Consider the following 13,343-nt stretch of genomic DNA (forward strand, 5'->3'; position numbering starts at 1 on the left):
TATCGGTGTTAATCACGTCAGACGCTCCGAAAACAGGGGCTGCGTATTTCGTGTCAGCGATAGCTTTACACTCCTTTACGATCCTATCAAGGACTATTAAATCCTGTGTCTTCTTGAGCAACGGTATTTTCTGTTCGCGTAAATATGTAACAGTCACAAGACGTTATGCTTTTGTGGTCCGTAACAGCGGGAGATATATGAAAAACAGCGACAATCATTTGCAGTCGGTCGATAAGCAGTTTGGGGAGCAGGCTCAGACCTACTTAAACAGCGCTGTGCATGCACAGGGCGCAGACCTGCAGGCCTTGGCGCAGAGACTTCAGGGCAAATCCACGGCAAATGTGCTTGATCTGGGGTGTGGCGCCGGACACGTCAGTTTCACCGTCGCGCCCAATGTAGCCCATGTCGTCGCCTACGATCTCTCCCCGCGAATGTTGGAGACCGTGTCATCGGCCGCCAAAGATAAAGGACTGGATAATATCTCGACCCGACAGGGCGTGGCGGAATCCTTACCGTTCGACGACGCCAGTATGGATGTGGTCATCAGCCGCTATTCCGCACATCATTGGCAGGACGTCGGTCAGGCGTTGCGTGAAGTGAAGCGCGTACTGAAACCGGGCGGCGAGGCGATTTTTATCGATGTGGTCTCACCCGGACATCCCGTTCTGGATGTGTATTTGCAAACGGTGGAAATATTGCGGGATACCTCGCACGTTCGCGACTACACGCCGGGCGAATGGCTGACTTTTTTCACTGAAGCTGGGTTCAAAGTTGTGTCGGTGAGCTGTTCTCGTCTGCATCTCGAGTTTTCAAGCTGGATCACGCGGATGCGGACGCCGGAATATTTCGTGACCGCTATCCGCGAGTTGCAACGCGACGCTTCGGCGGAAGTGAAGCGCCATTTCGCCATTGAAGACGACGGCTCTTTCTCCAGCGATATGGCAACGCTGATCGTGAGGTGTTAAGTTGCTTGTTACCGTCCTGTCGGTTATCCGTCCCGCTTAAGCGCTTTTCTGCGGGACGAACTCACACTTAACGCCCGGTGCTATTCATGCCGGTGGAGGACTTCATCGTGTCGACGCCTGCTTCGCTGTCTATAGGACTCCTGCTTTTCCCCGGATTGACCCAGCTTGACCTGACGGGGCCGCATGAAGTGTTCGCGCGCGCGCCGGGGGCCAGCGTGCACCTTATCTGGAAAGATCGCGCACCGGTGACGGCGGACCGCGGCCTACAGCTGCTTCCCTCAACCACTTTTGCGGAATGCCCCGAACTGGATATCCTCTGCGTTCCCGGCGGACCGGGTCAGATTGATTTGATGGACGATTGCGAAACGCTGGCGTTTTTACGCCAGAAGGCGCAGGAAGTGACGTGGGTGACGTCGGTCTGCACCGGCGCATTAATTTTGGGGGCGGCGGGGTTGCTGCAAGGCTATCGGGCGACGACACACTGGGGATCGCTAGATCAACTGGCGCTGTTGGGGGCAATTCCGGTCCCAGAGCGCGTTGTCCGCGATCGCAATCGTATTAGTGGCGCGGGGGTGACGTCGGGCATTGATTTCGCGTTGACGGTCGTGGCGGAGCTTTATGGGGTTGCCGTAGCTCAACGTATTCAGCTTCAACTGGAATACGATCCGATGCCGCCGTTTGCCTGCGGTTCTCCTGAGGCTGCGCCGCCTGAGCTATTGGCGGGTGTTCGTCGAGATCAGGCGGCGTTTATCGTTCGAAGACAGGATGCGACGAAGCAAGCGGCGGCCAAACTGTCTGACCTGCCGCCGCAGACCTAAACAGACTTATTTCACCCCTGAGATGCAATTTCCTGTCGGTCGGCTTCCACCGCTTCGTAAAGGCGTTCCAAGACATCCGGAAACGCGGACTGCACGCGGTTCCAGCTAGGGACGAACGGCTTGTCTCCCGGGCTTTCGCTAAACACCTGTCCCGACTGCGTGATGACATCGGCAAACAGTTCAACCGCGGACTCTTCCGTATGACGGTCAAAATGCAAACCATTCATACGCGCGTCGTGCTCGAACGAGTCGATCATGTCCAGCGCGGTACGGTAGTACGTCGCGCGTAGCACGCGGAAGGAATCGGTGGTGATATTCACACCCTGAATCGCCAGTTTACGGTAGAGCGCTTTGGTGATGTCCATCGCCATCCGCTGGAGTCCGGCGTTAGGATCGTTTTCCGACATGGGCTGATGCTTATGGTCGTAATTGTCCGCGATATCCACCTGACAGATACGGCTGGTCGCCGTTCCGCGATGGATCTCTGACAGAACGCCGATTTCCAGCCCCCAGTCGCTCGGGATCCTCAGATTACGCAAGACGTGGCTGCGCATGGCGAATTCGCCGGACAGCGGATAACGGAAGCTGCGCATGTACTCCAGAAAATCCGAGTTGCCGTAGACGTTTTGCAGTGATTTGAGCAGAGGGAAGACCAACAGCCGGCCGACGCGACCATTGAGCTTTCCTTCCGCCACACGAGCGTAGTAGCCCTTACAGAAGTCGTAGTGGAAATGAGGGTTGGCGATAGGATAGAGCAGACGTGCCAGCATACTGCGATCATACGTGACAATGTCACAATCATGCAGGGCGATGCAGGATGAACGGCGAGACGCCAGAATGTAACCTACGCAAAACCACACGTTACGGCCTTTGCCCGGCTCCATCGGCGCCAGACCTTTTTCAGCCAGCTCCTGACTCAGTTTGGTCAGACGCGGGCCATCATTCCATAAAATTCGGTGACGTTGAGGCAGACGCGAGAAGAACGAATGAGCAAACTGAAACTGATCGCGATCGGCCCTGTCCAGTCCAATGACGATTTCACCCAGATAGGGGACCTGCGCCAACATATCCACAATGTTGCCGAGAGCCGGGCCTTCCAGCTCGGAAAACAGAGAGGGCAGAATCAGGCCCATGCTGTTTTGGCCCGAAAAAACCTGAAGGTCGTATTCCAACTCTTCCACGCTGCGCTGGGTCAGGTTATGAAAGTTGGTGATGATGCCATCCTGATAAAAATCGCTCATGCCTTCACTCTCCCTTAATAATACATCATTAAATTAATAAGTTATGATTTGACTGAGGTAATGGCTAAGACCTTCGCTCCAGCCTCGAGGCCCGGTAAATTCCGTACGGTAAACTTCACCACGATATTGTGGTGACAACGTCACTTTGTCGCTGACGGCCCCCTTGATGATGACGGCATGCTGTGTCGCTTCCAGCAGGGAACGATCATTTGGCCCGTCGCCGAGCCCTAGTGTGGCCATCGCAGAACCGGTCCGCTGTTGATATTGATCTACCAGCCATCCCACCGCATGACCTTTGCTGACGGATTCATCCATCACATGATAGAAACGGCCGCCCTGCGTTAATGCGAGCTGATACTCTTTAAGACAAGCGGCAAAGCGTTCCAGTTCAGTGTTAGTGCCCAACCAGATTAACGGCTCTGAACCTTCCCGACGTCGCGCGAGCGTCGCGTCACCCAGAGCAAGCCCGGTGATATCGGCCACTTCGGCGTCGGTCATATCCGAAAACCCCCTGAAATGAAATGCCTGTTCCGCCCGTAAACGGTTCAGGCGTTGGCAAAGCTGAGGGTAGTCCGCGCCAAAGATTTTGTGGGGATAATCAGGATGATTTTCCCAGGTCGCGGGAAGCGTGACCAACGCGCCGTTTTCGGCGATGAACGGGACGTTGATCAGACCCAGGGCGCGCTGCAGAGGCGCCACTTCGGCGGCCGTTTTACTGGTGGTGATAATCACCGGCACCTGTGCGGCCTGTAGCCGCGCCAGCCACGGTTTGGCCGGTTGCCAGTCGTAGGTGTCATGGTCCAGCAGCGAGCCATCCAGATCGGTAAATATCACCCATTCGGCTGCACATTCTGACATTTGACCTCCGTTGACGATCGCTAGGGGGACTTAACAGGTTAGCGTAGGCAGGTATGAGGACGCAGCGGTAATCGTAGAAAATTACCGTAAAATCAGAATGATGAACCCGGCCGCTGCATTTCATGCTTCACTAAGCGTATGCACGTATTTCCATTTGTGCAACTCATGAGCGCGGCCGAGTTTTCCTGTCGGTAGCCAGGATGAGGGAAGTGCGGATTTAGATCCCCAACGCAGCGCGGGCGACACGACCCGCGGCTAAATCCCACGCGCCGGTCCCGACCGTTTTGTACACGATGGGGCGACCGGTCGTCGGTGCTTGACGTAATGCGCCAATCAGCGAATGAACGGATGCCCAGTCGACGCCGGCCTGAAGCAAATCGCCCGCTTCTTGTTTCGCCCCTTCGGGATCGTCAACAAAGATATCGCTTCCCGCGAGCGTATGGGGGCCGATTTCCGCCATATTCGGTTTGAAGGCGCCGACGCCGATGACTAAAACCTCCGGGCGCGCATCCGCATGGTAAAACGCGGCGGTGCTGGTTGTGAGGGTGATGACCACGTTCGCGCTCTCCGGAACAGCGTCTGGTTCGCAAGGGGTCAGTGCGGGATGCAAAGAAGCGTGCTGTTCGCAGAAGGCTTCGGCGCGTCCAGGACGAGAGCCGCGGACCCATACTTTGCTGTTGGGATACAGCTCGGCGATGGCCTGAAGGTGGTAAAGCGCCTGCGTGCCGGTGCCGATCAGCAGTATTTCCGTAGGGGGTTCCTGCATAAAGGTACGGATCCCCAGCATGGAGACGGCGGCGGTGCGACGTCCGGTGACTTCCGGCCCGTCGAGCACAAAAAGCGGGACGCCGGTTTGCGCGTCGAATACCGTAACTAACCCGTGAATGGTGGGGATCTGGCGGCTTTTGTTCTCCGGGACGACGTTCACCAGTTTATGGATCGCCACGTCATGGCTGACGGCGGGCATACTTAACATCACCGCGCTTTCCGACATGGGAACCACCAAACGCTCAGGGCTAAGAATGCCCCTTGTGGCGTACTCCTCTGCGGCATGAGCAATGGCATCAACCAATGCGGAAAAACTCAGCAATTTTGCGGTTTCTTCGCGGCTGTAGGTGACGTATGACTGGCTTTTCATTAAGACTCCCTGAATTTAAGTTAAACATGGTGGCCCAGGGCGTCAGAAGACGACGTCATTGGCCTGAGTAGGTGTGATGCTAGAAGATGGACCACTCGAGGCGTTCGGACAGTCGCTCCAGCGCGGCGATGCCTGCCAGCGAGTTCCCGGACGCATCCAGCTCCGGCGACCATACGGCAATACTCATTTCTCCCGGCACGATGGCGACAATGCCGCCGCCGACGCCGGACTTGGCTGGCATTCCCACTCGCCAGGCGAACTCACCGGCGCCGTCGTACATCCCGCTGGTCATGAGCAGCGCATTGACCTGACGCGTCTGACGCGAGGAGAGCAAGGCGGGGGCGTTGCCGAGCGTGCGTCCATGACTGGCGAGGAACCGGAAGCCACGAGCGAGTTCCGCACAGCTCATCGACAGCGAGCAGTAGTGGAAATAGGTTTGCAGCACTTTGGGGACGTCGTTATCAAAATTGCCGAATGACTTCATCAGCCAGGCTATCGCCGCATTGCGGGCGGAATGCTCGAATTCAGACTGCGCCACCGTGCGGTCGTAGTCGATATCGGGCTGGTTGGTCAGCGAACGCACCAGTTCCAGCATCCGCAATCGCGGGGCGGCAAGGCGGGTTTCCAACATGTCGCACACGACAAGTGCGCCGGGATTGATAAACGGGTTGCGAGGTTTACCATGCTCCAGTTCTAGCTGAACCAGCGAGTTGAAAGGTTGTCCTGACGGATCTTTGCCGACGCGCCGCCAGATCTCGCTTTCCTGATAGCGTGTTAATGCCAGAGACAAAGAGAGTACCTTCGATATCGACTGGATGGAAAAACGCGTGTCGGCATCGCCTGCTTGATAATACGCCCCGTCAACGCCGCAGACCGCGATCCCCAGATGGTCCGGCGCGACGCCGGCCAGGGCGGGGATGTAATCCGCAACGTGGCCTTGCCCAATTAACGGACGGACGTCTTCCAGTATTGCTTCCAGTAAACCATTGCTGAGTTCAGCCAATGTGAATCTCCGACGTAATAACGCGCTTCAAAATGGATGAGAGAACAAGATGATGCCTATTTTTTCACAGACTTCAGGTCTGACGCAAAACTCGCGGGCATGAATGTCAGATGTTCTGTTACAGAGCAGGCGAGGGAGAGGCGCTAAGTGGAGGCGATTCAGGATGGCCGGGTAGGGAGTCTACCGGGCCATTGCAGGGATAAGTTTGGCGTACGATTAAGCGATAACCGCGCTTATTGGTCATCTGCGGTTATCACGGCAATTGCACGTTACCAACGACCATATAGGCCTGAGACGTGCTTTCCGGTATTTGCGGCAACACGTCTTTCAACTGACGGCCTTTGATATCGGTGAACTTGATTTGCGTGACCTGGTTTCCTAAATTCTCAAGAATAAAATGGTTGTAGCTCATTTTAGGCGCGGTAACCCAATTGTTATCCTTCATATACTGCATCGCGATGATAGGATATTTAGCATTGCGTACCTGGACAGCAGCCCAATAAGGGTTGGAACCCTCTTTGATTCGATAGATGACATTACCTGACACCGGCGCTTCCACCAGTTGCCACTCGATATTGATAATGCCGTCTTGCAGGTCGCCTATTTTTTTAAAGGCGTTATAAGATAGATCCAGCGCACAGTCGCCGCCTTCAGGATAAATATCGGTGACATACACCGTCGTGCTGCCTTTAGGACCGGTGACCTTCAGATAAGCACCCGCCATCGCGGCGTTGATGCCGTTATAGTTCAGCTGATTGCTGTTTAATGCCGTGATTTCCATGTCGCTGGATATCGGATCCAGCAGCAATGCGCCACCGGAATATCCGGAGCCAGTCGCTGTCGCCGAGCCCCGGCAGACGTCGTTAATGTCCCTGGATGCCTGCGCATTATTGAATGCCGCAGACGAAAGAGATATGAATAAGGAAAGTAATAACGATGTTTTATTTTTCATGTTCACGTCCAATATGAAGTCATTGAGAAAATAATAGAAACACAAGGTGAAACGTAGAAGACGAATAATTCAATGATCACGCTTCCATTTGAATCATCCCTTTCTATTGTGTGTTAATTTTGGCTGCTATGTTTATAGAACAGAGAAGATACCTAAATCAATCGCATTTATCTTAGTATGAGGCGTCTGAAAATAACGCTCCTCCTGTGATAAGGAAGAACATTATTTTTATTTACTAAGTTCGGTATTATTTACCGATAAATAACTCAATAATTATTTATCGGTTGCCGCGAAGATGCGTATTGGCAGACCATTGATAAGTCGCGGAGGTGTCGGGTTTGAATTTGTTTTTCTTTTTCTCTGCGCGGGCTTGTTTGGCAACAGTTTCCCTTTCTCGCATCAGCTTATCGATGAACTCGTCCTTGATGTGATTATTTTCTGAGTTGGTTAGCGGTCGGCCGTGCTTCTTTCGTTCCTGGTCGAGGAGGGTTTTGAGTTGACGTTGTTCGCTTTCCGTCATGTCTTTCTGCGTTAATCTGGGCATAGCTCTCATTCCGCGTGGGGATTGGACCGTCATTATAGTGGAAAAAATCGAGGTATTCACAAATATCGGCGTGCTATTTCGCCATAAATCTTAACCGACAAGCATTTTTCCATGACAAAGAAATGTCGGATTGGCGCGACTAGGAGAGGGAACAACAACGACTGATAGAAAATGCGATTTTTCATCGCGTTGATCGAAAAAAAATCAATTTCCTCCACTAAATGCCGATACTGATTCAGGAAATATTCCACGTCTTGAACCGAGCCGAAATATTTAAAATTGTGAGAAAATAATATGAGTCATGACCTTAATGCATTGGTACCAGTCGAAGGAAATTCGACCGGAAGGGAAAACGTTGCGCAGCGTGGTGGTCAAAACCTACGGTTGACTCCGCTCTTTATTCTTGTCTTCTCCGTCGTTTTAGTGTTGTTCGCCGCGGCGATCGGCACGGCATCTTACTTCTTGTGGCAAGGCAAGCTATCCCTCGATGACTCCAATCGGGAACTGAACGTGCGTATGGAGTTGGTTGACAGTGCCAACCATATGCGTGCGGCGCGAATGAACCTTATGCATGCCGCGAACAGCAGAAACAACGGACAGATGGATCGTTACAACGCCAGCATGAGCGCGGCGGAAATGCGTCTCGCGATGTCGCAGCAAATGTTCACTGGCTACATCAAACGCAGCAATCGTGCTGAATCCGAGCTCGCTCGCGATCGTGAATTGGAAAGCCGATATAACGATTACATAAACACCGGTATTACCCCGATGTTTAATCTGGCTAAAACAGGAACGGCTCAGGAAATCAATAATTTTGAGTCTGATGTTGTTGACGATTTAGACGTTAAATATGATGTACCGCTGAAAGCCTCTTATTTGTATCGTGTTGAAAGAGAGAAGGCAATCAACGAAAATGCTCAAAGCAATTCTCGGCTGAGTTATATTTTGATGGGCGCATCGTTTGTATTAACGCTCGTGCTGGTCTTTATGACCTTTATCATTATTCATCGCGTCATTATCAATCCAACTCGTTATTGGGTCTCCCGTATTCAGGCTATTGCCCACGGTGATTTAACACAGCCCAGCATTCCCACGGGTCAAAATGAAATCGGTGTCTTGGGCAGTAATATTCAGCAGATGCAGCAGTCGCTTTATGACACTGTTTTTTCTGTTCGTGACAGCGCCGCGTCTATTTACAGCAGCTCCAGCAAGATTGCCGCGGGGAATACCGACTTGTCTGCACGTACCGAGCAGCAGGCCGCGGCTCTGGCGGAAACGGCGGCAAGCATGGAACAGTTGACGGCAACGGTGAAACAGAATACCGATAATGCCCATCATGCCCGGACGGTCGTCAGCAATACCTCTAAGAAAGCGACGGAAGGGGGTGAAATTGTGGATCGAGTTGTTGAGTCGATGGTGAAAATCACTCGCAGCTCAGACAAGATTTCCGAGATTATCGCGCTGATTAACAGTATTGCTTTCCAAACCAACATTCTGGCGCTCAATGCCGCGGTGGAAGCCGCGCGTGCGGGTGAGCAGGGTAAAGGTTTTGCCGTTGTGGCTGCCGAAGTGCGTAGTTTGGCTCAGCGCAGCGCCAATGCTGCCACGGACATCACTCGCCTGATCAAAGATTCTGAAACTGGTGTGAAAGAAGGGGCGGATCTGGCTAACAGCGCGGGCAATGCGATGAAGCAGGTTGTCTCTGAGATCAACAATGTCACCAGCATCATGAGTGAAATTGCACTGGCCTCCGATGAGCAAAGCAGCGGTATCAACCAGGTGTCCCTGGCGGTTTCCGAGATGGATCACGTTACTCAGCAAAACGCCGCGTTGGTGCTGGACGCGTCTGCGTCGGCCATGTCGCTGGAACAGCAGGCTGAACGTTTGAATCAGGCGTCGCGCGATTTACGTTGAACTGATTTTTCACTGAGTATGGGTCTTTATTTCAAGCCAGCGATTGAAGTCATCGCTGGCTTTTTTTTACCCTTGCAGAGCAAGCACGTTAGCTTTTAACGACCGATTTTGCTGGCTTGAAGCTGACCCGGTGTCTGGCCAAAACGCTGACGAAATGCCTCGATATAAGCACTTACATTGCTATAACCGCTCATCAGCGCAACGTCGCTGATTGATAATCCCGCAAGAACCCATCGCAAAGACACAATGATTTTCGCCTGTTGCCGCCATTGGCTAAAGCTCAGGCCGGTCTGTTGACGAAATAGCCGGCTTAAGCTGCGTACGCTGAGTCCCCACTGCTGAGCTAACTGAGTCTGATCCCAGGCGCCCCCGGGATTGTTCAATAACGCATTAGCGACGTTGCGAGCACGGCGATCGACGGGAAACGTTAAGTGCAGAGGCAGTTCGTCGCTTCGGGCTATTTCGTGGCCCAGTAACGTCAGAAGATTATTCCGGTAGTCGTCAGAGGACGTGGCATGAGTTTCTCTGAAAACGCGTTCTAAAAGCCCCAAAACAAAGCTATCTGCGCCGTAAATACCCGGCTGAGAGGGCAATTCGATGGACGACGCGGCAGCGAGGTAAAGACTTCTCCCTTTGGCCGTGGCTGGAACCCAGGCTTTATGTTTCAGGCCTGCAGGAAACCATCCGACGGAACCGGGGGTGACGGTCCACTGCGCTCTTGATGTTTCAATCACAATAACGCCATCGCTGAGCCAATAAAGTTGGCCTGACTCATGCTCATGCCAAGGCGTTGAATGCGGCTGCTTATATTCGAATGTTTTTGCTTGCATCGGAATGGCTGATTAACCGTATATCATGTCCAAATAACGATAATAAGCGATCTGGGATGTTATGTAGACTGGGTTTGTTCACAGTCAGGAGAATTCAATGAAGACATGAGTCAGATCGTGATGAATGCTTTGCAAGAAATCATCAATAATCCCGAGCACAATGAAGAGAGGATCGCCGTTTATTTTTCTCCCGATTATCAGCAACAGGTTGATGGTAAACATCTTGGCTATGATGAGTTTGTCAAACATATGGGCTTACTCAAAACGAAAACCAGACGTATGACTCTTTCAGTGCTGTCTATTGTTGCCGAGGGCGAAACTGTTTTTACGCATCATGAGGTCAAGGTAGAAAAAGGCGAGGGCAGGGACAGTCTATTTGAAGTATTAGCCCACTATCGTTTGTCGTCAGACAAGATTGTCAGTTGCCAGGAGCTGACACGAATGATTTATGGCGAGAACAGTGATCGAAATCTCGGCAGTCGGAGTTGACTGAAAGATTATAAAACTAGGCGATGGGACTAAAACGCAAGAACTATTCGACAGTTTCATCCGGTTGAAATTTAAACTGTCGACGGGCAGATCTCGGCTTGGCTTTGATATTTAAGCGGGTTTTGAATATCAAGAACCATTCTATGCCAAGCCCATTTTTAACCTTGATCCATTGAATGTCTCTGACTCAATTCCTGATGGATGAAATCAATGAGCGCTCTGGTTTTAGCGGGCAAGTAACGACGATTGGAATAAACGGCGAACAATTGCAATGGGGCTGCCGATTGTTCAAACTCCACTTCTATTAACCGGCCATCGCTGATGAAGGGCTGGCAGGCTTGTTTCGATAGAATGGCAAAACCTACACCCGCTAGCGCAGCTCGTCCTGCCATTTCTCCACTGTTGACCCGATAATGCTCTTTAACCTTAATTGTCTCGAATCCCCCTTTCATATTGACGAACTGCCAGGGCGCACCTTTGAGTGCACTCACCGTTGTAATGCAGGGTAATTCTTTAAATTGCTGGATATGAGAAGGGGTGCCATAACGCTCAATGACGGAGGGGGCCGCAACAATGGTGCAAGGGATAGTCACCAGATGACGGGCTATGTAATCACTGTCATCCATCTGACCACGGGTCACAATGATGGCTAAATCCAGATCATCTCGCAGGGATTCAAAACCTGACAAGTTGGTGATGCAACTGATCTCTAGATCCGGGTACTGACAGGCGAAATCAGCAATAACAGATCCCAGCAATGCAGGACCTATTTCATTGGGAATACAGAGACGTAATGGACCCTTGAGCTGCATTTGCCGCAACGTTAATTCTGTCTCTGTTTGCTCAAGCGCCTCTAGCAGTGGTTTTGCGCGGGTATAAAGTAGGTGTCCTGCCTGGGTGAGTTTCATATGGCGGGTGCTGCGTTCAATCAGCTGAAGATTCAGTTTTTCTTCTAACTGAGAAATACAACGACTGACATTGGATCTCGGCATTTCGAGGACTTTAGATGCCCCGACAAAACTTTCTCTTTCAACCACAGCCATGAACACTTTCAGGGTATTAAAATCAAGAGCCGAACGCATTAACTATCCCATATATGATAACAATAAGTGCCACTTTTACCATATAGTGAACATCATTGATAGCAGTTAAGCTGGGATATCTTTCATCCTTAGGTAGTTAGCTATGCCACTGATCATACAGATATTTAATCATAAATCCCTTATGCGAATCGCCATTGTCATGGCTTTTGTCCAGTTCACTAATGCGCTGGAATATATGGTGTTTAACCCTGTATTTGCTTTTATGGCAGAGGATTTTTCAGTGCCCGTATCATTCTCGGGCTATGTGTCAGGTATGTACACATTGGGTGCCGTCCTTTCGGGTGTTATCGCCTTTTACTGGATTGGTGGTTTCAATAAAAAACGTTTTTTAATCGCCAATATGGCGCTATTAGGCCTGCTGACACTTTTAACTACATTCATCTCCAGTTTTAGTCTTTTGCTTACACTTCGATTCTGCGCAGGGTTGGTGGGAGGAACGACAATGGGGGTAGGGACAAGTTTATTGATAAACAATGCGCCAGCTAATTTGCGCGGAAAAATGTTGGCGACGGTGATTGCGTCATTTTCGATGGTCAGCATTGTAGGAATGCCCAGCCTATTATTTTTGTGTACCAACTATGGTTGGCATGTTGCGTTGTGGCTAATCACTACACTTTGCTTGTTGGCCTTGCCTCTGATTGTCTCCGCCATCCCACAAAACTCGGACTCTCTCAGCACGCGCGAGACGCAGGCTCTCGATGTCGATACTTTACTGTTCGCCTCCGGTAATGCGCTTGTACAGTTTAGTCCAATGCTGGTCATTCCTATTTTGGTACCACTAATGACGCAGCAGTTGGGCGCTTCGGAAGATCTATTGCCTTGGCTGTTTTTCGGCGGTGGAGTGATAGGTTACCTGTCTACAAAAATCACTGGCGTGTTAACTTCCCGTTTTTCTGCGTTGGTTCTGGCGACTGGTTCCACCGCCGTCTTTATATTGAGTTTGCTAATACCCATCTTGGGTTATCAGCATGCGGCGTTATTCATGACTTTATTTCTCGGTGCATCTTACAGCCGTCTGGTTTCATCTTCAGCGATTACGATTCAGTTTCCTGATGATAGGCAACGAGCGGGATTTTCTTCATTACAGACATCAATAATGTATGTGATGACAACGGTCGCATTTTTCCTGTCTGCTTTTTTATTACCCGATCATGGCATGGCACCACAAAATGTAAAAAGGTTGCTGGTGATATGCGCCATATCCGCATCCGTATTTCCCATTATCGTTATCATTCTGCAAAAGAAATTGGCTAAGCGTTTTCATCTGTCAGCAGATCATAATTTTTGATATCCAAACTGACCCCCATAAACGCGAAATTCTGCACATTCTCACCTTGGTGTGCATTTAATGTACGATGTGTAAAAAAGTGTTATAACAATCTTGCTGCATGGTCGCATTTTCAATGCATAAAGTTATTTTTAATCATGAGGTTAGGGTATGGATACGGTTGAAGAACTTAATAACACCTACTTTTAAGCTGGCCGCTC

The 13,343-nt window shown here is 51.0% G+C and carries 13 protein-coding genes; 5 read left to right on the forward strand and 8 right to left on the reverse strand.

What is annotated here, in order from left to right; all coding sequences use genetic code 11:
- Window positions 1-197 precede the first annotated feature (197 nt).
- Together AU509_RS15165 and AU509_RS15170 are read left to right on the forward strand one after the other, a co-directional pair.
- Window positions 198-965, forward strand: a complete 768-nt coding sequence (locus AU509_RS15165; protein WP_094118732.1) for a class I SAM-dependent methyltransferase — start codon at window positions 198-200, stop codon at window positions 963-965.
- An 86-nt stretch (window positions 966-1,051) separates the two neighbouring features.
- Complete coding sequence (locus AU509_RS15170; protein ID WP_176223487.1) at window positions 1,052-1,783, forward strand: DJ-1/PfpI family protein; 732 nt, start codon at window positions 1,052-1,054, stop codon at window positions 1,781-1,783.
- A gap of 11 nt (window positions 1,784-1,794) precedes the next feature.
- Here AU509_RS15170 and AU509_RS15175 read toward each other — a convergent pair whose 3' ends face one another.
- From AU509_RS15175 to AU509_RS15200, 6 genes are all read right to left on the reverse strand, one after another.
- Window positions 1,795-3,024, reverse strand: a complete 1,230-nt coding sequence (locus tag AU509_RS15175) for a glycosyltransferase family protein (protein ID WP_085653637.1) — start codon at window positions 3,022-3,024, stop codon at window positions 1,795-1,797.
- Window positions 3,025-3,057: 33 nt separating this feature from the next.
- Window positions 3,058-3,882 carry a mannosyl-3-phosphoglycerate phosphatase-related protein gene (locus AU509_RS15180; protein WP_094118733.1) on the reverse strand — a complete coding sequence of 275 codons (825 nt, stop codon included), beginning with the start codon at window positions 3,880-3,882 and terminating at the stop codon, window positions 3,058-3,060.
- Between the two features lie 217 nt (window positions 3,883-4,099).
- Window positions 4,100-5,020 carry a bifunctional Delta(1)-pyrroline-2-carboxylate/Delta(1)-piperideine-2-carboxylate reductase gene (gene lhpI, locus AU509_RS15185; protein ID WP_094118734.1) on the reverse strand — a complete coding sequence of 307 codons (921 nt, stop codon included), beginning with the start codon at window positions 5,018-5,020 and terminating at the stop codon, window positions 4,100-4,102.
- A 79-nt stretch (window positions 5,021-5,099) separates the two neighbouring features.
- On the reverse strand, window positions 5,100-6,023 hold the full coding sequence (gene glsB, locus AU509_RS15190; RefSeq protein ID WP_094118735.1) for a glutaminase B: 924 nt from the start codon (window positions 6,021-6,023) through the stop codon (window positions 5,100-5,102).
- A 253-nt stretch (window positions 6,024-6,276) separates the two neighbouring features.
- Window positions 6,277-6,975, reverse strand: coding sequence for an expansin EXLX1 family cellulose-binding protein (locus tag AU509_RS15195; RefSeq protein WP_094118757.1), 699 nt, complete (start codon window positions 6,973-6,975; stop codon window positions 6,277-6,279).
- A 277-nt stretch (window positions 6,976-7,252) separates the two neighbouring features.
- Window positions 7,253-7,519: a YjbD family protein gene (locus tag AU509_RS15200; RefSeq protein WP_085653633.1), complete on the reverse strand. Its 267-nt coding sequence runs from the start codon at window positions 7,517-7,519 to the stop codon at window positions 7,253-7,255.
- Between the two features lie 294 nt (window positions 7,520-7,813).
- Here AU509_RS15200 and AU509_RS18890 point away from each other — a divergent pair, with 294 nt between their 5' ends.
- On the forward strand, window positions 7,814-9,433 hold the full coding sequence (locus AU509_RS18890) for a methyl-accepting chemotaxis protein (protein WP_303393920.1): 1,620 nt from the start codon (window positions 7,814-7,816) through the stop codon (window positions 9,431-9,433).
- A 95-nt stretch (window positions 9,434-9,528) separates the two neighbouring features.
- Here the strand turns inward: AU509_RS18890 and AU509_RS15210 are convergent, their stop codons facing one another.
- Window positions 9,529-10,263 (reverse strand): helix-turn-helix transcriptional regulator, encoded by a 735-nt coding sequence (locus AU509_RS15210; protein ID WP_094118736.1) that lies wholly within the window; start codon window positions 10,261-10,263, stop codon window positions 9,529-9,531.
- Between the two features lie 105 nt (window positions 10,264-10,368).
- Here AU509_RS15210 and AU509_RS15215 point away from each other — a divergent pair, with 105 nt between their 5' ends.
- Window positions 10,369-10,752, forward strand: coding sequence for a nuclear transport factor 2 family protein (locus AU509_RS15215; RefSeq protein WP_094118737.1), 384 nt, complete (start codon window positions 10,369-10,371; stop codon window positions 10,750-10,752).
- Window positions 10,753-10,910: 158 nt separating this feature from the next.
- Here the strand turns inward: AU509_RS15215 and AU509_RS15220 are convergent, their stop codons facing one another.
- Window positions 10,911-11,834 carry a LysR family transcriptional regulator gene (locus AU509_RS15220; RefSeq protein WP_094118738.1) on the reverse strand — a complete coding sequence of 308 codons (924 nt, stop codon included), beginning with the start codon at window positions 11,832-11,834 and terminating at the stop codon, window positions 10,911-10,913.
- Between the two features lie 103 nt (window positions 11,835-11,937).
- Here AU509_RS15220 and AU509_RS15225 point away from each other — a divergent pair, with 103 nt between their 5' ends.
- Window positions 11,938-13,143, forward strand: a complete 1,206-nt coding sequence (locus AU509_RS15225; RefSeq protein ID WP_094118739.1) for an MFS transporter — start codon at window positions 11,938-11,940, stop codon at window positions 13,141-13,143.
- Window positions 13,144-13,343 lie beyond the last annotated feature (200 nt).

Source organism: Lonsdalea britannica (genome assembly GCF_002111595.1).
Taxonomy (GTDB): Bacteria; Pseudomonadota; Gammaproteobacteria; order Enterobacterales; family Enterobacteriaceae; genus Lonsdalea; species Lonsdalea britannica.

Bases quoted from the DNA above. Each gene is read 5' to 3' on its own strand.
- AU509_RS15215 (WP_094118737.1), top strand. From the start codon at position 10,369: ATGAGTCAGATCGTGATGAATGCTTTGCAAGAAATCATCAATAATCCC.
- AU509_RS15220 (WP_094118738.1), bottom strand. From the start codon at position 11,834: ATGCGTTCGGCTCTTGATTTTAATACCCTGAAAGTGTTCATGGCTGTG.
- AU509_RS15165 (WP_094118732.1), top strand. From the start codon at position 198: ATGAAAAACAGCGACAATCATTTGCAGTCGGTCGATAAGCAGTTTGGG.
- AU509_RS15170 (WP_176223487.1), top strand. From the start codon at position 1,052: ATGCCGGTGGAGGACTTCATCGTGTCGACGCCTGCTTCGCTGTCTATA.
- AU509_RS18890 (WP_303393920.1), top strand. From the start codon at position 7,814: ATGAGTCATGACCTTAATGCATTGGTACCAGTCGAAGGAAATTCGACC.
- AU509_RS15195 (WP_094118757.1), bottom strand. From the start codon at position 6,975: ATGAAAAATAAAACATCGTTATTACTTTCCTTATTCATATCTCTTTCG.
- AU509_RS15210 (WP_094118736.1), bottom strand. From the start codon at position 10,263: ATGCAAGCAAAAACATTCGAATATAAGCAGCCGCATTCAACGCCTTGG.
- AU509_RS15175 (WP_085653637.1), bottom strand. From the start codon at position 3,024: ATGAGCGATTTTTATCAGGATGGCATCATCACCAACTTTCATAACCTG.
- AU509_RS15200 (WP_085653633.1), bottom strand. From the start codon at position 7,519: ATGCCCAGATTAACGCAGAAAGACATGACGGAAAGCGAACAACGTCAA.
- lhpI (WP_094118734.1), bottom strand. From the start codon at position 5,020: ATGAAAAGCCAGTCATACGTCACCTACAGCCGCGAAGAAACCGCAAAA.
- AU509_RS15180 (WP_094118733.1), bottom strand. From the start codon at position 3,882: ATGTCAGAATGTGCAGCCGAATGGGTGATATTTACCGATCTGGATGGC.
- AU509_RS15225 (WP_094118739.1), top strand. From the start codon at position 11,938: ATGCCACTGATCATACAGATATTTAATCATAAATCCCTTATGCGAATC.